The 21,200-nt window shown below is 54.9% G+C and carries 21 protein-coding genes; 13 read left to right on the top strand and 8 right to left on the bottom strand.

Annotated elements, in window-relative coordinates; genetic code table 11:
• Nucleotides 1-6: 6 nt before the first annotated feature.
• Both ACOTZD_RS09845 and ACOTZD_RS09840 read right to left on the bottom strand, forming a co-directional pair.
• Nucleotides 7-300: a copper-binding protein gene (locus tag ACOTZD_RS09845; RefSeq protein ID WP_003858733.1), complete on the bottom strand. Its 294-nt coding sequence runs from the start codon at nucleotides 298-300 to the stop codon at nucleotides 7-9.
• Between the two features lie 53 nt (nucleotides 301-353).
• The gene (locus ACOTZD_RS09840) at nucleotides 354-755 is read right to left on the bottom strand and encodes a hypothetical protein (protein ID WP_110108256.1); all 402 of its coding nucleotides are present in this window, start codon (nucleotides 753-755) and stop codon (nucleotides 354-356) included.
• A 339-nt stretch (nucleotides 756-1,094) separates the two neighbouring features.
• On the opposite strand from ACOTZD_RS09840, the gene dcuC reads away from it, so the two are divergent.
• From dcuC to ptsP, 7 genes are all read left to right on the top strand, one after another.
• Nucleotides 1,095-2,462, top strand: a complete 1,368-nt coding sequence (gene dcuC / locus ACOTZD_RS09835; RefSeq protein ID WP_017382481.1) for an anaerobic C4-dicarboxylate transporter DcuC — start codon at nucleotides 1,095-1,097, stop codon at nucleotides 2,460-2,462.
• A 94-nt stretch (nucleotides 2,463-2,556) separates the two neighbouring features.
• Nucleotides 2,557-3,366: a ribonuclease I gene (gene rna, locus ACOTZD_RS09830; protein WP_023315614.1), complete on the top strand. Its 810-nt coding sequence runs from the start codon at nucleotides 2,557-2,559 to the stop codon at nucleotides 3,364-3,366.
• A gap of 173 nt (nucleotides 3,367-3,539) precedes the next feature.
• Nucleotides 3,540-3,863 (top strand): PTS fructose transporter subunit IIB, encoded by a 324-nt coding sequence (locus ACOTZD_RS09825; protein ID WP_058659397.1) that lies wholly within the window; start codon nucleotides 3,540-3,542, stop codon nucleotides 3,861-3,863.
• A 27-nt stretch (nucleotides 3,864-3,890) separates the two neighbouring features.
• The gene (locus ACOTZD_RS09820) at nucleotides 3,891-5,141 is read left to right on the top strand and encodes a PTS fructose transporter subunit IIC (protein WP_003858745.1); all 1,251 of its coding nucleotides are present in this window, start codon (nucleotides 3,891-3,893) and stop codon (nucleotides 5,139-5,141) included.
• Nucleotides 5,142-5,152: 11 nt separating this feature from the next.
• A complete protein-coding gene (ypdF, locus tag ACOTZD_RS09815) occupies nucleotides 5,153-6,235 on the top strand; it encodes an aminopeptidase (protein ID WP_174401995.1) in 1,083 nt (360 codons plus the stop codon).
• A 2-nt stretch (nucleotides 6,236-6,237) separates the two neighbouring features.
• Nucleotides 6,238-7,278 (top strand): aminopeptidase, encoded by a 1,041-nt coding sequence (gene ypdE, locus ACOTZD_RS09810; RefSeq protein WP_023324306.1) that lies wholly within the window; start codon nucleotides 6,238-6,240, stop codon nucleotides 7,276-7,278.
• A 22-nt stretch (nucleotides 7,279-7,300) separates the two neighbouring features.
• Nucleotides 7,301-9,796: a phosphoenolpyruvate--protein phosphotransferase gene (ptsP, locus tag ACOTZD_RS09805; protein ID WP_048210482.1), complete on the top strand. Its 2,496-nt coding sequence runs from the start codon at nucleotides 7,301-7,303 to the stop codon at nucleotides 9,794-9,796.
• Between the two features lie 3 nt (nucleotides 9,797-9,799).
• Here the strand turns inward: ptsP and ACOTZD_RS09800 are convergent, their stop codons facing one another.
• Nucleotides 9,800-10,654, bottom strand: a complete 855-nt coding sequence (locus ACOTZD_RS09800; RefSeq protein WP_032657563.1) for a helix-turn-helix domain-containing protein — start codon at nucleotides 10,652-10,654, stop codon at nucleotides 9,800-9,802.
• A gap of 1 nt (nucleotide 10,655) precedes the next feature.
• The gene (locus ACOTZD_RS09795) at nucleotides 10,656-11,276 is read right to left on the bottom strand and encodes a flavin reductase family protein (RefSeq protein WP_003858756.1); all 621 of its coding nucleotides are present in this window, start codon (nucleotides 11,274-11,276) and stop codon (nucleotides 10,656-10,658) included.
• A 262-nt stretch (nucleotides 11,277-11,538) separates the two neighbouring features.
• Between ACOTZD_RS09795 and rnk the strand changes: the two genes are divergently transcribed.
• Together rnk and yldA are read left to right on the top strand one after the other, a co-directional pair.
• Entirely contained in the window at nucleotides 11,539-11,949 is a 411-nt protein-coding gene (gene rnk / locus ACOTZD_RS09790) for a nucleoside diphosphate kinase regulator (RefSeq protein WP_006809650.1), read from the top strand.
• 137 nt (nucleotides 11,950-12,086) lie between these two features.
• Nucleotides 12,087-12,176: a small membrane protein YldA gene (gene yldA, locus ACOTZD_RS09785; protein WP_015571155.1), complete on the top strand. Its 90-nt coding sequence runs from the start codon at nucleotides 12,087-12,089 to the stop codon at nucleotides 12,174-12,176.
• A gap of 10 nt (nucleotides 12,177-12,186) precedes the next feature.
• Here the strand turns inward: yldA and ACOTZD_RS09780 are convergent, their stop codons facing one another.
• Nucleotides 12,187-13,425: a zinc-dependent alcohol dehydrogenase gene (locus tag ACOTZD_RS09780; RefSeq protein WP_022650589.1), complete on the bottom strand. Its 1,239-nt coding sequence runs from the start codon at nucleotides 13,423-13,425 to the stop codon at nucleotides 12,187-12,189.
• Nucleotides 13,426-13,606: 181 nt separating this feature from the next.
• On the opposite strand from ACOTZD_RS09780, the gene uspG reads away from it, so the two are divergent.
• A complete protein-coding gene (gene uspG, locus ACOTZD_RS09775) occupies nucleotides 13,607-14,035 on the top strand; it encodes a universal stress protein UspG (RefSeq protein WP_022650588.1) in 429 nt (142 codons plus the stop codon).
• A 59-nt stretch (nucleotides 14,036-14,094) separates the two neighbouring features.
• On the opposite strand, the gene ahpF is transcribed toward uspG, so the two are convergent.
• Both ahpF and ahpC read right to left on the bottom strand, forming a co-directional pair.
• Nucleotides 14,095-15,660 (bottom strand): alkyl hydroperoxide reductase subunit F, encoded by a 1,566-nt coding sequence (gene ahpF / locus ACOTZD_RS09770; RefSeq protein ID WP_174401994.1) that lies wholly within the window; start codon nucleotides 15,658-15,660, stop codon nucleotides 14,095-14,097.
• A gap of 242 nt (nucleotides 15,661-15,902) precedes the next feature.
• The gene (ahpC, locus tag ACOTZD_RS09765) at nucleotides 15,903-16,466 is read right to left on the bottom strand and encodes an alkyl hydroperoxide reductase subunit C (protein ID WP_003858764.1); all 564 of its coding nucleotides are present in this window, start codon (nucleotides 16,464-16,466) and stop codon (nucleotides 15,903-15,905) included.
• A 621-nt stretch (nucleotides 16,467-17,087) separates the two neighbouring features.
• Here ahpC and citR point away from each other — a divergent pair.
• The 3 genes from citR to ACOTZD_RS09750 all read left to right on the top strand — a co-directional run bounded on the left by citR (nucleotide 17,088) and on the right by ACOTZD_RS09750 (nucleotide 19,971).
• Nucleotides 17,088-18,008: a DNA-binding transcriptional repressor CitR gene (gene citR / locus ACOTZD_RS09760; protein WP_022650586.1), complete on the top strand. Its 921-nt coding sequence runs from the start codon at nucleotides 17,088-17,090 to the stop codon at nucleotides 18,006-18,008.
• 128 nt (nucleotides 18,009-18,136) lie between these two features.
• Entirely contained in the window at nucleotides 18,137-19,360 is a 1,224-nt protein-coding gene (locus ACOTZD_RS09755; RefSeq protein ID WP_023315608.1) for a phosphoadenosine phosphosulfate reductase, read from the top strand.
• Complete coding sequence (locus ACOTZD_RS09750) at nucleotides 19,345-19,971, top strand: IbrB-like domain-containing protein (RefSeq protein WP_022650584.1); 627 nt, start codon at nucleotides 19,345-19,347, stop codon at nucleotides 19,969-19,971. The genes ACOTZD_RS09755 and ACOTZD_RS09750 overlap by 16 nt, the downstream gene beginning before the upstream one ends.
• Here ACOTZD_RS09750 and ACOTZD_RS09745 read toward each other — a convergent pair whose 3' ends face one another.
• Nucleotides 19,972-21,132 (bottom strand): pyridoxal phosphate-dependent aminotransferase, encoded by a 1,161-nt coding sequence (locus ACOTZD_RS09745; protein WP_063944378.1) that lies wholly within the window; start codon nucleotides 21,130-21,132, stop codon nucleotides 19,972-19,974. It lies immediately after the preceding gene.
• Nucleotides 21,133-21,200: the final 68 nt, after the last annotated feature.

Genomic DNA, 21,200 nt, shown 5'->3' with positions numbered 1-21,200 from the left:
CCTCGCTTAGCGCGCTGGCGTCAGCGAGATAATCTGGAAACCGTCACCCGCACGCTGAAGCGTGAAGGTCACCTCATCCCCCGGTTTGGCGCCATTCAGCGTAGCGCCGGCAGATAAAGTAAACGGCATGGTCATTGCTGGCCATTTTAGTTCCGGTATGGCCTCGTGCCGGAGCATGACGGCGCTGTCAGAGATCGACTGAACCACGCCGCGGCCCTGCCAGGTCTGGTTTGCCTGAACGGTATAAGAAGCGAAAGAGACGGACGCGCCAACCAGCGCGGAAAGGAATACGGTACGCATGATAAAACTCCTGTTAAACGTTAAGTAAATAAAATCAACGAATTAACAGGTTTTTACTCCCGAAACCGGCAATAGCGGATCGTTGCCGGCGGCCCCACAGCAGGAGGGGTAACGGACCACGCAGAATGGCTTGAAGACGAGCACTCTGGCGGAGTTAAGGTCAGGGTCATGGCGGCAGGCAGCGCCACCAGATGCGGCTGGGCAGGATCTTTTTGTACCTGATCCGGCACACAATGTTTTTCACACAGCGGTGAAGCACCGGCAGCATAATGCGGCCCCGGTTGCGCCATCATCTCCATATGCTGGATGGTGGCCACCTCGCCGCGCAAATCCATTGAACATTGATGGGACGCGACGGCCACCTGAGTCTGGATCAACAGCCAGCCAAACGCCAGCAAAAACATCAGCAGATGTTTTTTGATAAAGCGCAGGCGATATGTCCAGCTGGCGTGCATATTCAGATCGTCGGACAGGAGAAAGTGAACCGAGTATAAGCAGGCAAAAGAATGAAAGAGAAGTGGTTTTAAAGAGATTTACGTTTTAAATCGATTGTCGGCAAGTAATACTCAAAACCTTAACACTTCACCATCAATTTAATGACATATAATATCTATTCATCAGGTCAATAACGTCTTAATATAAATGACGCAGGGTTAGCAAAAATATCGTCATCAGTGCCTTTAGTAGTCTCTTTCTTGATTTTAATCAGCAAGGACTGGACATTTATTCGGCACATTTCAGCTTCTTTTTTATTGATTATTTGTCTCTCGGGCAGCAAGGAAACAGGGGAAATCATGCTTACTTTTCTCGAACTCCTCATTGGAGTCGTGGTCATTGTCGGTGTAGCACGCTACATCATTAAAGGTTACTCAGCCACCGGCGTGCTATTTGTCGGCGGCCTGACGCTGCTGATCATTAGCGCGCTAATGGGTCATCAGGTTTTACCCGCCAGCGAAGCCAGTACCGGATATACCGCTACCGATATTGTGGAATATATAAAAATTCTGCTGATGAGCCGCGGCGGCGATCTGGGCATGATGATCATGATGCTCTGCGGATTTGCTGCCTATATGACCCATATCGGCGCGAATGATATGGTGGTAAAGCTGGCTTCTAAGCCGCTGCAATATATTAACTCCCCCTATCTGCTGATGGTCGCGGCCTATTTCCTGGCCTGTCTGATGTCATTAGCCGTTTCCTCAGCAACGGGCCTTGGCGTGCTGTTAATGGCAACTTTATTCCCGGTAATGGTTAACGTCGGGATCAGCCGTGGTGCAGCGGCGGCTATTTGCGCCTCTCCGGCGGCGATTATTCTCTCCCCTACTTCCGGTGACGTAGTGCTGGCCGCGAAAGCCGCGGAAATGTCGCTAATTGACTTCGCCTTCAAAACCACACTGCCGATCTCCATCACCGCTATTCTCGGCATGGGCGTGGCGCATTTCTTCTGGCAGCGCTATCTCGATAAGAAAGAGAACGTCAGCCACGAAATGATGGACGTCAGCGAAATCACCACTACCGCCCCGGCGTTTTATTCCATCCTGCCCTTCACGCCGATTATTGGCGTGCTTATTTTCGACGGCAAATGGGGCCCGCAGCTGCACATCATCACTATCCTGGTGATCTGTATGCTGCTGGCGGCCATCCTGGAGTTCGTTCGTGGTTTTAACACCCAGAAAGTGTTCACGGGTCTGGAAGTAGCCTTCCGCGGTATGGCGGATGCCTTCGCGGGCGTGGTGATGCTGCTGGTTGCCGCGGGGGTGTTTGCCCAGGGGCTGAGCACCATCGGCTTTATTCAGAGCCTGATCTCTATCGCCACCTCGTTCGGCTCGGCCAGCATTATCCTGATGCTGGTGCTGGTGGTGCTGACCATGCTGGCGGCGATGACCACCGGCTCCGGTAACGCGCCGTTCTACGCCTTTGTTGAGATGATCCCTAAGCTGGCACACTCCTCCGGCATCAACCCGGCTTACCTGTCCATTCCAATGCTTCAGGCCTCCAACCTGGGTCGTACCATTTCTCCGGTATCGGGCGTGGTGGTTGCGGTTGCGGGGATGGCGAAAATCTCTCCGTTTGAAGTGGTAAAACGCACGTCAGTGCCGGTGCTGGTTGGCCTGATTATCGTTATTATCGCCACCGAAGTACTGGTTCCCGGCGCTGCCTAAGCGAAATTCCTGATTTCCAAAAAGCGCCTGCGGGCGCTTTTTGTGCTTTAATAACCCCCAGAAATTAATCGCGCCCAACCAATCAGGAAAGCAAATGTTCAGGAAGGATATCGTTATCCCGTCTGGCGCAGTAGCGCTTGCACTCTGTGTCTTCTCAATTCAGGCAGATCCGCTTAAGCCAACCCAGTACGGCGATTTCGATCGCTACGTTCTGGCCCTTTCCTGGCAAACCGGATTTTGCCAGAGCATGGTCGAACGTAACCGTGACGAACCGGAAGAGTGTCGCCTGCAAAAAGAGAGCAGCAACAAAACCGATTTTCTGACCGTCCACGGCTTATGGCCAGCATTGCCGAAATCGATTGCTGCTCGCGGAGTGGATGAACGCCGCTGGATGCGCTTCGGCTGCGCCACTCGTCCGGTTCCGAATATGCCGGAAGCAAAAGCCAGCCGCAAATGTGACGCCGCAGAGACCGGACTATCGCTAACGGGCGCGGCGAAGCTGAACAGCGTGATGCCCGGCGCGGGCGGCAACTCCTGCCTTGAACGTTATGAATACGCGAAACACGGCGTCTGCTTTGGTTTTGATCCCGACGCTTACTTCGGCACCATGGTGCGCATGAACCAGGAAGTGAAGCACAGCGCGGCAGGAAAATTTCTGGCGGAAAACTATGGCAAAAGCGTCCGCCGCAGCGACTTCGATACAGCCGTGGCCAAAAGCTGGGGAAAACAGAGCGTAAAAGCGTTCAAGCTTACCTGCCACGGCAATCCGGCTTATCTGACCGAAATGCAGATCTCGCTGAACGCCAGCACCATCAACAACCCACTCTCTGACGGCTCCTTTGCGCCACAGCCGCATCCGGGCAACTGCGGCAAACAGTTTGTCATTGATAAAGCCGGTTACTGATGCTGCGCCGGGCAACTTTTTGCCCGGTTTTTCATTGGCTTCCGTGATATGACGATTAACCTCACACTTCCGCTCACACGCATCATTTTTCCAGCAAAAGCATTATTAATCTGGTAAACATCACTGAAACCTCCCCGTCATAATCGTGGCGTTATCTACAGGAGGAATTTCACATGGCTAAAAAACTGATTGCACTGTGCGCCTGCCCGATGGGCCTGGCACATACCTTCATGGCAGCCCAGGCGCTGGAAGACGCGGCGACGGAAGCCGGTTATGAGGTAAAAATTGAAACCCAGGGCGCGGACGGGATCCAGAATCGCCTGACCCCGCAGGATATTGCCGACGCTGACATTATCATCCACGCCATCGCGATCACCCCGGAAGACAATGAACGCTTCGAAATGCGCGACGTGTATGAGATTACGCTTCAGGACGCCATTAAAAACGCGGCAGGCACCCTGAAAGAGATCGAAGAGATGATTGCAGCAGAACAATAATAATCTTCACATCCAGGGGTTTTCGTCATGGCTATTAAAAAACGCAGCGCGGTTCGCCCGGACAGTCACGAGGGTGACACTCTTGCCATCAAATCCGCACCGGTTGCCGCCGGTGCGTCTTTCTGGAAAGAGCTTCCACAGCACATTATGTCGGGGATATCCCGCATGGTGCCAACACTTATCATGGGCGGGGTTATCCTCGCCATTTCACAGCTTATCGCCTACGTCTGGCTGGAGATCCCGCCTGACACCGGTATTCTCGACGCGCTTAACTCAGGCAAATTCACCGGTTTCAATCTCTCGCTATTGAAATTTGGCTATCTGACTGAATCGTTCGGCGGGCTGCTGTTCAGCTTCGCCATCCCAATGTTTGCCGCCTTTGTCGCCAACTCTATCGGCGGAAAACTGGCCTTCCCGGCCGGGTTTATCGGTGGCCTTGTCGCCACGCAGCCGACGCTGGTGCTGAACTTTGATGCGGAAAAACTGACCTGGCTTGCCACCAAACCCGTGCCCTCCACGTTTATTGGCGCACTGATTATCGCCATAGCCGCAGGCTATCTGGTCAAATGGCTGAATAGCCGCATTAACGTTCCACAGTATCTGCTGGCCTTTAAAAGCACCTTTCTGATCCCAATCCTCTCGGCGCTGTTTGTGATGCTGGCGATGTATTACATCATCACGCCGATTGGCGGCTGGCTGAATGCAGGTATGCGGACCGTACTGCTGGCGGCGGGTCAGGCGGGCTCCATGATGTACGCCATCGGGATGGCGGCGGCCACGGCGATTGATCTTGGCGGCCCCATTAACAAAGCGGCGGGATTTGTTGGCCTGGGGCTGACAACCGATCATGTCCTGCCCATCACCTCCCGCGCCGTGGCGATTGTTATTCCGCCCATTGGTCTGGGGCTGGCCACGCTGATTGACCATCGTCTGACCGGCAAACGCCTGTTTAGTCCGCAGCTTTATCCGCAAGGCAAAACGGCCATGTTCCTCGCCTTTATGGGCATCAGTGAAGGGGCCATCCCGTTCCTGCTGGAAAATCCGCTTGCGACGCTGCCGGCGTATATGGCGGGCGCGATCGCCGGTGCAATGACCGCCACCGCGCTCGGTGCCGTGCAGTGGTTCCCTGAATCGGCGATCTGGGCGTGGCCACTGGTCACCAATCTGGGGGCGTACATGCTCAGTATTGTGGTCGGGGCGGCGATCACCGCGCTGTTGGTAGTGATTATTCGTAACAGTCTGCACAAGCGCGGGAAACTCGCTATCGACACGCTGTAACGGGGTGAACCATGGAATTACTGAGAAGGCTTCGTGCCTGGCTGGCTGCGGAAAAACTGGACGGCGTGCTCATCTCTTCGCGCCAGAATAAACAGCCGCACCTGGGCATTTCAACCGGTTCGGGATATGTGCTGGTGACACAAACCGCGGCACATATCCTGGTGGATTTCCGTTACTACAGCGATATCGCTTCACGAGCGGCGGGCTATGAGATGCATCTGCTTAACACGGAGAACCCGTTTGCGCAGGCGGTGAACCAGATTATTGCGAAGGAAGCTCTCACCCGTCTTGGCTTTGAGGGTGAATACGTGAGCTGGCAAACAGGCGTGCTGTGGCGCGATACGCTGAATGCCACCCTTTGCAGCACCTCGCTTGACGCGCTGCGGCAGATAAAAACCGCTGACGAAATCGACCGTATCCGTGCAGCATGCGGCATTGCCGACCGCGCCGCACAGCACATCCGGCGTTTCATTCAGCCCGGTATGCGCGAACGTGAAGTCGCTGCCGAGCTGGAGTGGTTTATGAAGCAGGAGGGCGCGGACAAGCCCTCTTTCGACACCATTGTCGCCAGCGGGCCGCGCGGTGCGCTGCCCCACGGCAAAGCCTCTGACAAAGTGATTATGCCTGGCGAGATGATCACCCTTGATTTCGGCGCCCAACACCAGGGGTATTGCTCGGATATGACAAGGACCTTTCTTGTCGCCGGGCAAAACACGCCGCCGGAGGAACACCCTCTCTATGCGGTGTACCAGATCGTTCTGGCGGCACAACAGGCAGCTATTGATGCCATCCGCCCCGGCGTTTCCTGTCATCAGATCGATAGCGCCGCACGTTCCGTGATTGAACGTGCAGGTTACGGTCCGCAGTTCGGGCATAACACCGGCCATGCCATTGGTATTGATGTTCATGAAAATCCACGTTTTTCCCCTACCGACCGCACCCCGTTGCAGCCCGGCATGGTGCTGACCGTTGAGCCGGGGATCTACCTTGAACACCTGGGCGGGGTACGAATTGAAGATGTGGTGCTGGTGACGGAAACGGGCGCCGAGGTGCTTTATACCTTCGACAAACGGCTATTGCTGACGGGAGAATAAGAGTGGACAGAGATTTACTGCGCGCCCTGAGCGAAGCAGACGCCATTGCGGCCTCAGAGCAAGAGGTGCGCGACATCCTGCTCAGTGAGGCGCAAAAGTACCATAAAGAGGTTCAGTTTGATGGGCTGGGTTCCGTGCTTATCCGCGTCAACCAGAGCCGGGGCCCGAAGGTGATGGTCTGCGCCCATATGGATGAAGTCGGTTTTATGGTGCGCAGCGTCTCGCGCGAAGGGGCCATTGATGTCCTGCCCATCGGCAACGTGCGCATGATGGCCCGTACCCTTCAGCCGGTGCGCATCACCACGCGTAACGGGAAAAAAATACCGGGACTGCTGGATGGGGATCTGAAAGGAGAAAACGTTGACAATTTGCGTGTCGACATTGGCGCGACGTCGGCGGAGGAGGTGTTCGCCGCCGGTATCGACGCAGGCGACCGCGTGACGTTCGATACACCCTTTCAAATCCTTCCCCACAATCGGGTGATGGGTAAAGCCTTCGACGATCGTCTCGGCTGTTACCTGCTGATCGCGCTGCTGCGCGAGCTGCACCAGACGCCGCTCGACTGCGAGCTTTGGCTGGTGGCCAGCTCAAGTGAAGAGGTCGGCCTGCGCGGCGGCCAGACCGCCACGCGCGCCATTCATCCTGATATCGCGCTGGTGCTGGATACCGCCTGCTGGTCAAAAAATTTCGATTATGGCAGCGCCAACCATCGCCAGATCGGTGCGGGCCCGATGCTGGTGCTGTACGACAAAACGCTCATCGCCCCAGCCAAACTGATTGCGCTGGCTGAGACAATCGCGCGCTCGCAGGGGATCCCGCTGCAAAAAGACATGTTCAGCAACGGCGGAACGGACGGCGGGGCGATCCATCTCTTCGGCACTGGCGTGCCGACTCTTGTGCTTGGTCCCCCTACCCGACACGGGCACTGCGCGGCATCCATTGCCGACGAAAAAGACATTCATCACACCCAACAACTGCTTGTCGCGCTTGTGGCAGGCATGAACCGTGAGACCGTGGATCATCTGACGGACTTCAGATGCTGATCTCACGCGGCCAGGAGGAAGTATGCTTTCAATTGAATTTTTCTGCCCACTGCCCAACGGCCTGCATGCGCGTCCGGCCTGGGCGTTAAAAGAGCAGTGCAGCGCATGGCGCAGCGACATCCGTTTTATCAACAGACGGCTTCACACTCACGCGGATGCCAAAAGCTCGCTGGCGCTGATCAGTACCGGTACGCTGTTTAATGACAGCTGCGTGCTGGAAATTAACGGCAGCGACGAGGAGCAGGCCCGACGCGTGCTGGAGGCGTATCTCACCGGCGCGTTTATCGACAGCGACAGTATTCCCTCCGGCGACGCGCCGCACGTTGCGCATCCCCTGCCCCGCTCGCTTGTAAGGCTTGCTCCCCATCTTCAGCACGGCATTACGCTCGCCAGTGGCATCGGGGCTGGCACTCTGCGAGGCTGGCAGAGCGATAACCTCAAACGTTATTGTCAGATCCCCGCCTCGCCGGAAGATATTACCCGCCTGGAACACAGCCTGGCGACGCTGGCCGAACGGCTCAACCACCGCCTGCGCGGGCTCGACGGCGAGAGTAAAACCATTCTTAGCGCGCATCTTTCGCTGATCCAGGATGAGGAGTTTGGCGGCACCATACGCCGACTGATCGCCGAGGAGCGGCTAAGCCTTGCGGAGGCGATCATTCGTAATATGGAGCTGATCTGCGACAAGCTGTCACTCTCCGCCAGCGACTACCTGCGTGAACGCGTCAGCGATATTCGCGACATCAGCGAGCAGCTTCTTAACATTACCTGGCCGGAGTTGCAGCAAACCTCCGCATTCACCCTCAGCGCCCCCACTATTCTGGTGGCGGAAGATCTGACGCCCAGCCAGTTTCTCAGCCTCGACACGCAGTACCTGAAAGGCATGGTGCTTGAAAAAACAGGCCGGACGTCGCATACGCTGATCCTGGCACGCGCGGCCTCCGTGCCTGTGCTGAGTGGTTTTACGGTCGCCTCACTGGCGCCGTTGATGGGAAAAGAGGTCATTCTGGACGGCATCTGTAGCGTGCTGGTCGTTGAACCCAACGACGCGGTGAATGATTACTACAGCGTGGCGCAGCGCCTTGCCGACCGACGCCACCAGCAGCAGATCAAAGATGCGGGTCTTCCAGCGCTCACCCGCGACAACGTACCGGTAGAGATTGCCGCCAACATCGGCAGCGCGCTGGAAGCGCCCGGGGCGTTTACCTGCGGCGCGCAGGGTATCGGGCTGTTTCGCACTGAAATGCTGTATATGGACAGAGACACCGCGCCGGACGAGCAGGAGCAATTCGAAGCCTATCAGCAGGTGCTGCTCTCCGCGCAGGGCAAGCCGGTCATCTTTCGCACAATGGACATCGGCGGCGATAAGCAGATCCCTTACCTGAACATTCCCCAGGAAGAAAACCCGTTCCTCGGCTATCGCGCCGTTCGCATTTATCCCGAATTTGCCGATCTCTTCCGCACCCAACTGCGCGCGATCTTACGCGCAGGCGCAAGCGGCAATGCGCTGTTGATGATCCCGATGGTGCACAGCCTCGATCAGATTTTATGGATCAAACAGGAGCTGCAAAACGTTCGTGACGCCCTGGCCTCACAGGGGTTACGTCACACCGCGCGCCTGCCGCTGGGGATCATGGTTGAAGTGCCTTCAGTCTGCTTTATCATCGATCACTTCTGCGAAGAGGTGGATTTCTTCAGTATCGGCTCGAACGATATGACTCAGTATCTCTACGCTGTCGATCGCAACAACCCGCGCGTTTCGGGGCTGTATAACCCCATCACACCGTCTTTTTTACGCATGGTTCGCCAGATCGTCACCGCAGCGCATCGTCACGGGAAATGGGTCGGCATTTGCGGGGAACTTGGCGGAGAGCAGCGCTACCTCCCTCTTCTGCTTGGGCTGGGCTTGGATGAGTTCAGCATGAGCGGGCCGCGCATCCCTGCGGTAAAAACCCAGTTGCGTCAGCTGGACATGGCGACCTGCCGGGCGCTGGCAGATAAGGCCTGCGACAGCCGCAGCGCAGAGGAGATTGAAGCCCTGCTGGCGGATTTCACACCGGAAGCGCCGCCGCGTCCATTGCTGGCGCTGGAGACTATCGTGGTCAATGAGCCGCTGACCTCAAAAGAGCAGGTGCTTCAGTTCTTATGCGGAAATCTTGCGATTCATGGCAGGACCGAAAACCCGCTCGAGCTTGAAGAAGATCTCTGGCAGCGCGAAGAGATTGTCACTACCGCCGTCGGGTTTGGCGTGGCGATCCCTCACACCAAATCGCAATGGATACGCCATTCCAGCATCAGCATTGCCCGTCTGGACAAGGCGATTGACTGGGAGTCGGATTTGGGCGACGTCGAGCTGGTGATCATGCTGACGCTCGGCGCTCAGGAAGGGATTAATCACGTGAAGGTCTTTTCCCAGCTGGCGCGGAAGCTGGTCAATAAAACATTTCGCGAGTCGCTGTTTGCAGCAACGACGCCGCAAAGTATCCTGGATCTGTTGAACGCTGAAATCACGTTCTGACTGTCACTGAAAGCGTGCGCGATACTCCCCCGGCGTCAGGCCAAACTGGCGCCGGAAAAGACGGCTAAAATAGTCGCTATCGGCATAGCCACAGCGCTTCGCCACTTCCCCCACCGGCAGGTGGTATTTTTGCAGGATGGTTCTCGCCTTCGCCATACGCACCCAACGAACGTAATCCACAAAACTCATCATCCCCTGTTGAGAGAACAGGCGTGACAGATGGTTAGCCGAAATATTAAACAGCGAAGCGACGCTGTCCCGCGACAGGGGTTCAGCATAGTTTTCCTGCACCCAGTTACAAATGCTCTGATAGAGGAAATCCCCGCGCGACACTCCCGGTTCAGGCAGCGACGACACCACTTTACGGCACCAGTGCAGCAGGCTCAGCACCAGTGGTTGAATAATAGCCTGGTCCTGCGGGGAAGCGCTCAGGTGCGTCAGGGCCATCAGCATCGCGGCACATTCACCTCGTTCAGGGTGAGGAAGCTCCACGTGTCGCTGCGCAGGCACGGATCGCCCGTGCCGGGTATCATGAAACACCAGCCCCAGCCACGACGGCGCGAAAAGAATGCTCAGCAGCATGACCGGTCGTTCAAACACCGGGACGCTGGCGGCCTGGGCGGGAAGAAACAGCATTTCCCCCTGGTGGAGGGGCTGCTGCCCGGCAACCAGTCTGTTGCCATATTCCCCGCGAAGAACGACGTCAAGCCGTGGCCAGTCGCGGCTCACGCTTCCGACAGCGTCAGACGCGCCACGATGAGCAAACCAGACTCGCCCCAACTGCTGTGGGTTGAGCACCAGGCCGCTCAACAGATCGGCAAAAAACTGCTGATCGGCGGGCAACAGGGTTGCGCGCATATTACCCCCTGCGCGCATCCGGGCGTACCAGGTCGAAGCGATGGCTATCACTGATGGCATAGTAGGCCGTCGGTCCACCCGCACGCAGAATGGGCTGCGCTTTCGCGGTCTGGTAAATCCCCTCTTCCAGCAAACTCTCGGCGATATGGACGCCCACGACTTCGCCGAGCACCAGCCAGGTATCAATCGGTGTCCCATCCGCGCCGGTAAGCTGAATGCACTGTGACAATCGACACTCGAAATTCACCGGGCTTTCCGCCACGCGCGGCGAGCTCACAAGCTGGCTGGCTACGGGCGTCAGGCCGGCAAAGGTAAATTCATCCTCGCCATGAGGGAGCGTGGCGGAGGTTTCATTCATCGCCTCGGCCAGATCGCGCGTTGCGAGGTTCCAGACAAACTCCCCCGTTTCGGTAATATTCCGCACGCTATCCTTCCAGCCATTGCTGGAAAAACCAATGATCGGTGGGCGATAGTTAAAACAGTTAAAGAAGCTGTACGGGGCAAGGTTCAGTTGACCGGCCTTATCACAGGATGAGATCCAGCCAATCGGACGTGGACCGATAATGGCGTTCAGCGGGTCGTGCGGCAGGCCGTGCCCCTGAGAAGGTTGGTAAAAGTACATATCGCTCTCTCTACGCTGGGGCTGCAACGCGCATTGCCCGGGTTCAGTCTTTCCAGCGTAACGAAATTTCCGTTCAGCGTGAATCGGGACGCCGGGTTTATTGCCAAAAATTCATATGGCGCATGATTGTGACCTTCATCACTTCAAACTTACGGTTTCAGACAGTATCATCAGCTAAGTTAAACCCTCGCTGCCAGACGGCGAGGGTTTTCTTTTGGATTGGTTTCTGCGTTACACGCAGCATTAACGACATGGAGTAAAAATGTCCAGACCTACGATTATCATCAATGAACTCGACGCAGAACGTATTGACCGACTGTTGGAGAAACCAGAATTCGCCTCGCTGCCGGTAGCCGATGCGCTGAACGAAGAGCTAGACCGGGCGCAGATGTGTACGCCTGAGACCATGCCGCATGATGTGGTCACCATGAACAGCCAGGTGAAGTTCCGCAACCTGACCACCGGCGAGGAGCTCACCCGTACGCTGGTCTATCCGGCGCAGATGACCGACAGCAGCACGCAACTGTCGGTGCTGGCACCCGTGGGCGCGGCGCTGCTTGGACTGCGCACAGGCGATACTATCCACTGGGAACTCCCTGGCGGTGCCTCAGCTCACCTGGAAGTGCTTGAGCTGCTCTACCAGCCCGAAGCCGCTGGCGATTACCTGCGTTAATCCCTTCTGAACAAGCGACCCCGCTTTGCACAGAGGATGCACCCGCATCCTCTTTCCGCAAATTCACCCGATTGTGTTATATCGGACAAAAACCGCTTAATCCACGCTTACTCTGTTGTGGTGCCGTGGGGACGGTCATGGGTGAGATACTTGTTATCACACTGGTTTTTCTCATCATCCTGGCGATCCTCGTCGTGGCGGTGCTATACCTTGAGCGCCACTGGTGAGTGAGGAACCTCACACAACGCCGCCGGGGAAGGCATTCACCAGTCCCTTCACTTTCTGCTGCGCTGCCTCCGGGGTGTCTGCACCAGGCACCAGGATCACCTTGCGGCACTCCTCCTCCCGTTTTTCGAAGATTTTATAGGCGCGCTCCGCATCAGCCAGCGGAAGATAGTGGGTGACAATATCTTCCGGTGTAAGCAGCCCTTTTTCGATAAGCGGCAGCAGCTCTCCCAGCCAGGCATGGACGTGGGTCTGCCCCATCTTAAAGCTCAGCCCTTTATCGAAGGCATCGCCAAACAGGAAGCCGTGTATAAAACCGGCATACACGCCCGGCACGCTGACCACGCCTCCGCGCCGCACCGCAGCAATGCACTGGCGCAGGGCTTTGCCGCTGCTGCCTTCAATTTTCAGGTTACTGAGGATCGTTTCCGTGGTGCTGCCTTTGGCCTCAAACCCGACGGCATCAATCACCGCATCCACTCCGCGCTGTCCGGCCGTTTGCTCAATGATTTTCTCCGCCGCGTCGTTATCGTCATCAAAGTTAATCGGGATCGCGCCGTAGCGCTCCTGGGCAAACCGCAGTCGATAGGGATGATGATCAACCACAAAAATCTGCTCTGCGCCGAGAAGCCGCGCGCAGGCAATGGTCAGTAGCCCCACCGGCCCGGCCCCGAATACGGCGACGCTGGAGCCTCTCTGAATCTGCGCATTTTTCGCCGCCTGCCAGGCGGTAGGCAGAATATCTGACAGGAAAAGCGCTTTGTCGTCAGACAGCAGTTGAGGCACTTTAAACGGCCCCACGTTGCCTTTCGGGACGCGCACATACTCCGCCTGTCCGCCCGGCACGCCGCCGTAAAGATGGCTGTAGCCAAACAGCGCGGCAGGGGCGGGAATTTGCTTTTTGTTCAGCGCCGCGCCCTGCCCGCGATTCGTGTTTTCGCAGGCCGCGTACTGTTGCATCTGGCAAAAGAAGCAGTCACCGCAGGCAATTACAAACGGGATCACCACCCGGTCACCTTTCTGCACGTTCTTCACTTCGCTCCCGCACTCCACCACCTCGCCCATAAATTCATGACCAAAGATATCGCCATGCTGGACCTTGGGAATTTTTCCGCGATAAAGATGCAAATCAGAACCACAGATCGCCGTGGCCGTTACGCGCAGGATGATATCGTCAGGCTGTTCGATGCCCGGATCGGGGACATTATCGACCCGAACATGATGTGGACCGTGATAGGTGAGAGCTTTCATGCAACCTCCGAAAGGGTGTGGGTAAGCTTATAAAAGGGTAGCTACCTCTCGGGATCTGCCCCGGAATCCGGCTGTTTTGAGATTTATCCTGGCGAGATAAAAAAGTGCTGTCGGGATTACAGAAACCATTTATATTTTGTGGTTGAATGATTTCAGCGTTTATTAACAAGGAGAAACGGTTATGTATCAAACAATCATTATGCCGGTTGATGTTTTTGAAATGGAACTGAGTGATAAGGCTATACGTCACGCGGAATTTCTCGCGCAGCAGGACGGAATTATTCATCTTCTGCATGTTTTGCCGGGCTCTGCCAGCCTGAGCCTGCATCGTTTCGCTGCTGATGTGCGTCGTTTTGAAGAGCATTTACAGCACGAAGCCGAGACGCGCCTGCAAACCATGGTCGGGCACTTCAGCATCGATCCTTCCCGCATCAAAACCCACGTCCGGTTCGGTAGCGTGCGCGACGCCGTTAATGAGCTTGCCGGGGAATTAAATGCCGACGTGGTAGTGATTGGTTCACGTAACCCTTCCATCACCACTCACCTGCTGGGGTCGAACGCCTCCAGCGTGATCCGCCACACCCACATTCCGGTGATGGTCGTCAGATAAAAAAAGAGGCCACCTTTAGGTGGCCTCTGGCATTGCAGGTGTCGTCTTGCTTTCTTTTATTATGCAGTTTTGGTGCGGATCAGGTAATCAAACGAGCTCAGCGACGCTTTCGCACCTTCACCGGTAGCGATGATGATCTGTTTGTACGGCACGGTGGTGCAGTCGCCCGCCGCAAATACGCCCTTAACGCTGGTTTCGCATTTCGCATCGATGATGATCTCGCCCATGCGGTTACGCTCAATAGCGCCTTCCAGCCAGGTGGTGTTTGGCAGCAGGCCAATCTGAACAAAGATCCCTGCCAGCGCTGCGCTGTGGATATCGCCGCTCACGCGGTCACGGTATTCCAGACCAGTCACTTTGCTGCCGTCGCCTTTCACTTCTGTCGTCTGGGCATTGAGCACAATGTCGACGTTATTCAGGCTACGCACCTTATCCTGCAACACCTGGTCCGCTTTCATCTCCGGAGCGAACTCCAGCAGGGTAACGTGTTCCACAATTCCCGCCAGATCGATAGCCGCTTCCACGCCGGAGTTACCGCCACCGATCACCGCGACGCGTTTACCTTTGAACAGCGGGCCGTCACAGTGGGGGCAATAGGTCACGCCTTTGGTGCGATACTGATCTTCGCCCGGGACGTTCATGTTGCGCCATTTCGCGCCGGTGGCAATGATCACGCTGCGCGCTTTCAGCACCGCGCCGGACGCCGTTTCAATCTGGTGCAAACCACCCTCGACCGCCGCCGGAACCAGTTTGCTGGCGCTCTGGCTGTCAATGACATCCACGTCGTAGTCGCTGACGTGCGCTTTCAACGCACCGGCCAGCTTCTGGCCTTCGGTTTTCGGCACGGAAATGTAGTTTTCAATGTCTACGGTATCCAGAACCTGACCACCGAAACGCTCGCCCATCAGACCGGTACGGATCCCTTTACGTGCGGAGTAGACCGCTGCCGCCGCGCCCGCCGGGCCGGAACCGACAATCAGCACATCGTACGCATCGCGTTGGTTCAGCTCTTCCGCCGTGCGTTTTTCTGCGCCGGTATCCACTTTGGCGACGATTTCGGTCAGCGTCATGCGTCCCTGGCCGAACTCCTGGCCATTCAGGTAAACCGCCGGAACGCCCATCACGTTGCGCTCGGTGATTTCGTTCTGGAACGTACCGCCGTCAATCGCCGTGTGCTTAATGCGTGGGTTGAGGACAGACATCAGGTTTAGCGCCTGCACCACGTCCGGGCAGTTGTGGCAGGAGAGCGAGTAATAGGTTTCAAACTCAAAATCACCGTCGATATCGCGGATCTGCTCCAGCAGCGCCTGCGCTTCTTTTGACGGATGACCACCGGTCCACAGCAGCGCCAGCACCAGGGACGTAAATTCGTGCCCCAGCGGAGAGCCCGCGAAACGCGGGCCCTGGTCAGACCCTGGGTTGGCGATCAGGAAAGAAGGCTTACGGACTGCCAGCGTGTTGTCTTCTTTGAAGGTCACTTTCGGCGACAGCTCAGCAATCTCTGTCAGCAGTGCTTTGATTTCTGCCGATTTCGCGCTGTCGTCCAGCGTGGCAATCAGCTCAACAGGTTTGGTCAGTTTCTCAAGGTAGGCCTTGAGCTGGGTTTTCATGTTAGTGTCGAGCATTATTCTTCCCTCTCTTAAAACGTCATCATGCAAGCCGCCTTATACGGGCTGCCTGAATGCAACTTGCATCATGGTGCTGGAATGAAATGGGCGCGGGGAGCGCCCATGACTGAAACAATTTCCAAAGTATTTCGCGTCAGAGCAAGGCGGCTAGCCTGAGAATCCCCGGGAGCTTACTAAAGTAAGTGACCAGGGTGAGCAGGCGACGCCAACGCAGCTATGGCGTGAAAAACAACGGAAATTTAGATCTTGCCGACCAGGTCCAGAGATGGCGCCAGCGTCGCTTCGCCTTCTTTCCATTTCGCCGGGCACACTTCGCCTGGGTGAGAAGCAACGTACTGAGCCGCTTTCACTTTGCGCAGCAGGTCAGATGCATCACGGCCGATACCTTCAGCGGTAACTTCGATAGCCTGGATAATGCCCTGCGGGTCAACAACGAAGGTCGCGCGGTCTGCCAGGCCTTCATCTTCACGCATGTTGTCGAAGTTACGGGTCAGGGCGCCAGTCGGGTCGCCGATCATCGCGTATTTGATTTTCGCGATAGTTTCAGAGCTGCTGTGCCACGCTTTGTGGGTGAAGTGGGTATCGGTAGAAACAGAGTAAACGTCTACGCCCAGCTTTTGCAGTTCTTCGTAGTGGTCTGCCACGTCGCCCAGTTCGGTCGGGCAAACGAAGGTGAAGTCAGCCGGATAGAAGAAGAACACGCTCCAGCGGCCTTCGATATCTTTCTCGGTTACTTCGATGAACTCACCGTTTTTGAACGCCTGGTTTTTGAAAGGTTTAATTTTAGTGTTAATCAAAGACATCTGTACTTCCTCCGTGTTTTCGTTGAGATGTAAGGTAACCAACTTTATCCATCGGGGCTAATGCGTATGCTTTATCAAATCAATCAGCCAAACCTTACAACAGCAACAAGACAGCAAGGTGAACCTTTTACAGGAAAGCCTGAAAGTAAAAAGGCCGCCTCAACGGGCGGCCCTGATACCTGAATTCCCCGCAGGTACATTCAGTGCCAGCCGAAGCTGGCGTTGCGTTGCGCTCTACATACCTTGTATCAAGGCCGTAACAGCGCTTTGATTACAGCACCCCTGCGCGCATTGAGCAATGCATAAGAGGGATAGTCCTGCCTATGGCTGTGATAGGCAGTATCGAAGAGGACTCTGAAAGATTATAAATTTAATTTCATTATGGGTTTCACGCTATATATAAACACCACTTTTCATTCAAATAATTCAATCAAACTTTAAAGATAAAATTATCTTAATTAGTCTTGAAGTTATGTTTCAATAATCCAAAGCCGTGATATATTAAGATCACTTAAATTTTAAATTAAGCGAGTTATTCACACGGATTGTAAAGGGTAACTTCCCTCTGTCGTACTCCAGGATGTGATAACGACAGCAAACTCAACTCACTCAGGACGAAACATGGCAAACCTCTACGACCTAAAAAAATTCGATCTCAATCTGTTAGTCATCTTCGAATGCATTTACCAACATCTCAGTATCAGTAGGGCTGCCGAGACGCTTTATATCACGCCATCCGCCGTCAGCCAGTCGCTGCAACGCCTGCGCGGTCAGCTTAATGACCCCCTGTTTATCCGTTCAGGGAAGGGAATTACGCCAACCACAGTAGGTACCAACCTGCATCATCATCTGGAAAAAAATCTCAATCAGCTTGAGCAGACGATCAACATGATGCATCACTCGGACATCAAAAAAAAGTTCGTTATCTATTGCTCTCAAATGGTGTCTCCTGGTTCGATGCTCGAACCGTTGAAGCTTTTAATATCTGAAGAGAATTATGAGATAGAGCAAAGAGACATGCTCATTTCCTCCGAATCAGCGGAAGATTTGTTGGCCTATCGTAAGGCCGATCTCATCTTCTCTATCGCACCTATCCACAATCGCTCTGTGGTCTGCACCCACTTCACCACGGTGCCGATAGCCTTAATCTGTAGAGCAGACCACCCAAGGCTCGCTGACGCAGTCACGCTGGAAGTGCTATACCAGGAGAAATTCACTTTTTACCAGAGTGCTCATCCGGGTGTAAAAGAGTTTCAGAGTCGCGCAAATGACGCGTTTCCGGAAAGGAATATTGCTTTTCGTACGGACTCCCTTAGCTCTCTCATCTCCATGGTCTGTTCATCTGATCTGTTAGGCTTCATCCCCGTGTCGATCTATGAAACATATAAAGAACCGTTGAAATTAAAAAGGCTTGAGCCACCGTTTGAGCTGCCTGAATTAAAGATCTATATGCTCTACAGCCGTTCATCACTGAATAGCACTGTTTTTTCAACATTCATTGAAAAAATGCATAAGCTCTGCGTTTCTCCGCCGTCTGCGTAAAATACATTTGCATGGTGAATGCAAATAAGGCAACCCGAAGAAAATGCCCCCGTGAAATTAAGGACAAATAATTCCATAATATCGTTTTGTTTTTTTCCAGACATTTAACACGCAGGACGCGATTAATCATGTCGATCTATAAAATCCCTTTACAGGAAAATGTTTTAGACGCTTCTGCGGAACGCATAGACTGGACGCTTAACAATTTCTCCAGGGTCTGCGTTTCCTTTTCCGGTGGAAAAGATTCTACCGTGATGCTGCATCTCGTTGCCCAGAAAGCACGGCAATTAAAGCGAAAAATAGATGTCATCTTTCTGGACTGGGAAGCGCAATTCTCCTCAACCATTCAGCATGTTGACACGATGAGAACGCTGTATCGGGATGTTATCCATCAGTTCTGGTGGGTAGCGCTTCCGCTCACGACCCAGAACGCCCTGTCACAGTTTCAACCTGAATGGCAGTGCTGGGAACCCGGGACAAACTGGGTTCGCCAGCCACCGGAAGACGCCATTACCGATTACCACTATTTCGATTTTTATCAGCAGGGAATGACGTTTGAAGCCTTCGTGCGCGAGTTTGCCGAATGGTATGCACAAAAACGTCCTGCCGCCGTCATGGTGGGGATCCGCGCCGATGAATCTTACAACCGCTTTCTGGCTATCGCGTCGGCGCGTAAGCAGCGCTTTTCTGACGATAAACCCTGGACGACCGTCGCCCCGGGTGGGCACGCCTGGTATATCTACCCCTTGTACGACTGGAAAACCGCCGACATCTGGACGTGGTTCGCGAAATCAAAATGTTGCTATAACCCGTTATACGACCTGATGTACAAGGCGGGGGTGCCGCCGCGTTATATGCGCATCTGCGAACCGTTTGGCCCGGAACAGCGTCAGGGCTTGTGGCTCTATCATGTCATTGAACCCGAACGCTGGGCGGCGATGTGTGAACGCGCCTGCGGCGTGCGAAGCGGAGGTATTTATGCCGGGCACGATAACCATTTTTATGGCCACCGGAAGATCCTGAAACCAGACCATCTCGGCTGGCGCGAATACGCCATGCTGTTACTCGACAGCATGCCGCAAAATACGGCGGAACATTACCGCAACAAAATCGCGGTTTATCTCCACTGGTATCAAAAGCGAGGCATGAACGATATTCCCGACACGCAGGAGGGTGACATTGGTGCAAAAGATATCCCTTCCTGGCGACGCATTTGTAAGGTTTTACTCAACAATGACTATTGGTGCCGGGCACTTTCGTTTAGCCCAAATAAGCCTAAACACTATCAGCGCTACAGCGACAGAGTGAAAGCAAAACGCAAGGAATGGGGGATTTTATGCAACAACGAATAATCACCGAAATGGAAACGTACCTTCAGGCACTTTCAGAAGAAGAGCGAATAGCCGCTATTAATGCGTTTCGTCAGGCATTACATGAAATCAGCCCTTTTCGCGATCAGCCCGTCGATTGCGTATTGTGGATAAAAAAGACAAACATCACCGCTAACGATTACAACCCAAATAACGTCGCGCCGCCGGAAAAGCGGCTGCTCAGCAAGTCACTGGAGCTGGATGGATTCACACAACCTATCGTTGTGACGGAAAATGCGCCACAGCACTACGAAATTGTCGATGGTTTTCACCGTCATGATATCGGCAGTAACCGGGCGATCCTGAAGCGCCAGCTTAAAGGTTACCTCCCTGTTACCTGCCTGCGTAAAGCGCGCCAGGAAAAGTTCGATCGCATGGCTGCAACTATTCGTCACAACCGCGCGCGTGGACGCCACCAGATCAACGCCATGTCAGAAATCGTGCGAGAACTGGTGCTTATGGGCTGGAGTGAGCAGAAAATTGGCCAGGAGTTGGGTATGGACAGCGATGAAGTGCTGCGTCTGAAGCAGATCAACGGTCTGCTCGAACTCTTCGCAGACCGTCGTTTTTCAGAAGCCTGGACGGTGAAATAGTCAGAGCGTCGCCAGACGCTCTGCCGCAGCGAGCAGCGTCGATTCCTGCTTCGCAAAGCAAAGACGAATCAGCTTATGCGGGAAGGGATCGGCGCAGAACACCGACAGCGGAATGGCCGCCACTCCCACCTCTTTCGTCAACAACTGGCAGAAACTCACGTCGTCCAGATCGGAAATCGCGCTGTAGTCGGCCAGCAGGAAATAGGTTCCTTCAGACGGCAAAATTACCAGGCGGCTTTTGCTCAGCGCCGCCACAAACAGATCCCGACGTTCACGATAGAAGTGCGGCAGCTCGCGGTAATGCCCGGGTTCCGCACGCAGCATATCCGCCAGCGCCAGCTGAGCCGGTGTGTTCACGGCAAACGTCAGGTACTGATGCACTTTGCGCAGCTCAGCGCTAATGGCCGCCGGGGCCACGCAGTACCCTATCTTCCAGCCGGTCATATGGTAGGTTTTCCCAAATGACGATACCGCGATTGCACGCTCGCGAAGTTGCGGATGCGCCAGCACGCTGGCATGCCCCTCTTCGGCGAAGCAGATATGCTCATACACCTCGTCGCTCAGAACATATATTTCACGTTCGGCGATGGCCTGCCACAGCGCAGCAAAATCGGCTTTTTGCCACACCGTCGCCGACGGATTATGCGGAGTATTCAGGATCACCAGACGGGTTTTGTCACTCAGCAGCGCAGCAAATGCCTGCCAGTCAGGGCGAAAATGCGGTGGCTGGAGCGCCACGCGCTTCACCACGCCGCCGGCCAGTTCAATCGCCGGGGCGTAGCTATCGTAGCTCGGGTCAAAACAAATCACCTCATCACCCGTACGCACCAGGGCGGTTATCGCCGCATACAGCGCTTCGGTCGCCCCTGCCGTCACCGTAATATCGCTGTTCGCGTCAGGCTTATGGCCGTATAACTCCGCCGTTTTATCCGCAATGGCTTCACGCAACGTCTGCACGCCGGTCATCGGCGCATACTGGTTGGCTCCCTGCGCAACGTGGTACGCCAGACGCTCCTGCAAATATTTCGGCCCATCAAAATCCGGGAAACCTTGTGAGAGGTTAATGGCGTTGTGCTGCTGCGCCAGGGCGCTCATCTGCGTAAAAATCGTCGTGCCGAGATTGGGAAGTTTACTCTGCGGGATCAACGGGTTATTGCTCATTGTAGTGTGCCTGCCTGTAATACTTATGTTGCTGACACTATAACACGATGTTAGTCTTTGGCAATCAA

It is taken from the genome of Enterobacter cloacae complex sp. SHL022 (genome assembly GCF_049237785.1).
Classification (GTDB): domain Bacteria; phylum Pseudomonadota; class Gammaproteobacteria; order Enterobacterales; family Enterobacteriaceae; genus Enterobacter; species Enterobacter hormaechei_C.
The sequence above is the reverse complement of the archived record's forward strand: the minus strand, read 5'-3'. Positions and strand labels throughout refer to the sequence as shown.

What these genes read in the sequence shown, in the direction of transcription:
- rnk (WP_006809650.1), top strand. Translation starts at nt 11,539, where the DNA reads ATGTCCAGACCTACGATTATCATCAATGAACTCGACGCAGAACGTATT.
- ACOTZD_RS09840 (WP_110108256.1), bottom strand. Translation starts at nt 755, where the DNA reads ATGCACGCCAGCTGGACATATCGCCTGCGCTTTATCAAAAAACATCTG.
- ACOTZD_RS09820 (WP_003858745.1), top strand. Translation starts at nt 3,891, where the DNA reads ATGGCTATTAAAAAACGCAGCGCGGTTCGCCCGGACAGTCACGAGGGT.
- ACOTZD_RS09825 (WP_058659397.1), top strand. Translation starts at nt 3,540, where the DNA reads ATGGCTAAAAAACTGATTGCACTGTGCGCCTGCCCGATGGGCCTGGCA.
- ptsP (WP_048210482.1), top strand. Translation starts at nt 7,301, where the DNA reads ATGCTTTCAATTGAATTTTTCTGCCCACTGCCCAACGGCCTGCATGCG.
- ACOTZD_RS09750 (WP_022650584.1), top strand. Translation starts at nt 19,345, where the DNA reads ATGCAACAACGAATAATCACCGAAATGGAAACGTACCTTCAGGCACTT.
- ypdF (WP_174401995.1), top strand. Translation starts at nt 5,153, where the DNA reads ATGGAATTACTGAGAAGGCTTCGTGCCTGGCTGGCTGCGGAAAAACTG.
- ACOTZD_RS09795 (WP_003858756.1), bottom strand. Translation starts at nt 11,276, where the DNA reads ATGTACTTTTACCAACCTTCTCAGGGGCACGGCCTGCCGCACGACCCG.
- ahpF (WP_174401994.1), bottom strand. Translation starts at nt 15,660, where the DNA reads ATGCTCGACACTAACATGAAAACCCAGCTCAAGGCCTACCTTGAGAAA.
- ACOTZD_RS09800 (WP_032657563.1), bottom strand. Translation starts at nt 10,654, where the DNA reads ATGCGCGCAACCCTGTTGCCCGCCGATCAGCAGTTTTTTGCCGATCTG.
- rna (WP_023315614.1), top strand. Translation starts at nt 2,557, where the DNA reads ATGTTCAGGAAGGATATCGTTATCCCGTCTGGCGCAGTAGCGCTTGCA.
- uspG (WP_022650588.1), top strand. Translation starts at nt 13,607, where the DNA reads ATGTATCAAACAATCATTATGCCGGTTGATGTTTTTGAAATGGAACTG.
- citR (WP_022650586.1), top strand. Translation starts at nt 17,088, where the DNA reads ATGGCAAACCTCTACGACCTAAAAAAATTCGATCTCAATCTGTTAGTC.
- ACOTZD_RS09745 (WP_063944378.1), bottom strand. Translation starts at nt 21,132, where the DNA reads ATGAGCAATAACCCGTTGATCCCGCAGAGTAAACTTCCCAATCTCGGC.
- yldA (WP_015571155.1), top strand. Translation starts at nt 12,087, where the DNA reads ATGGGTGAGATACTTGTTATCACACTGGTTTTTCTCATCATCCTGGCG.
- ACOTZD_RS09845 (WP_003858733.1), bottom strand. Translation starts at nt 300, where the DNA reads ATGCGTACCGTATTCCTTTCCGCGCTGGTTGGCGCGTCCGTCTCTTTC.
- dcuC (WP_017382481.1), top strand. Translation starts at nt 1,095, where the DNA reads ATGCTTACTTTTCTCGAACTCCTCATTGGAGTCGTGGTCATTGTCGGT.
- ACOTZD_RS09755 (WP_023315608.1), top strand. Translation starts at nt 18,137, where the DNA reads ATGTCGATCTATAAAATCCCTTTACAGGAAAATGTTTTAGACGCTTCT.
- ACOTZD_RS09780 (WP_022650589.1), bottom strand. Translation starts at nt 13,425, where the DNA reads ATGAAAGCTCTCACCTATCACGGTCCACATCATGTTCGGGTCGATAAT.
- ahpC (WP_003858764.1), bottom strand. Translation starts at nt 16,466, where the DNA reads ATGTCTTTGATTAACACTAAAATTAAACCTTTCAAAAACCAGGCGTTC.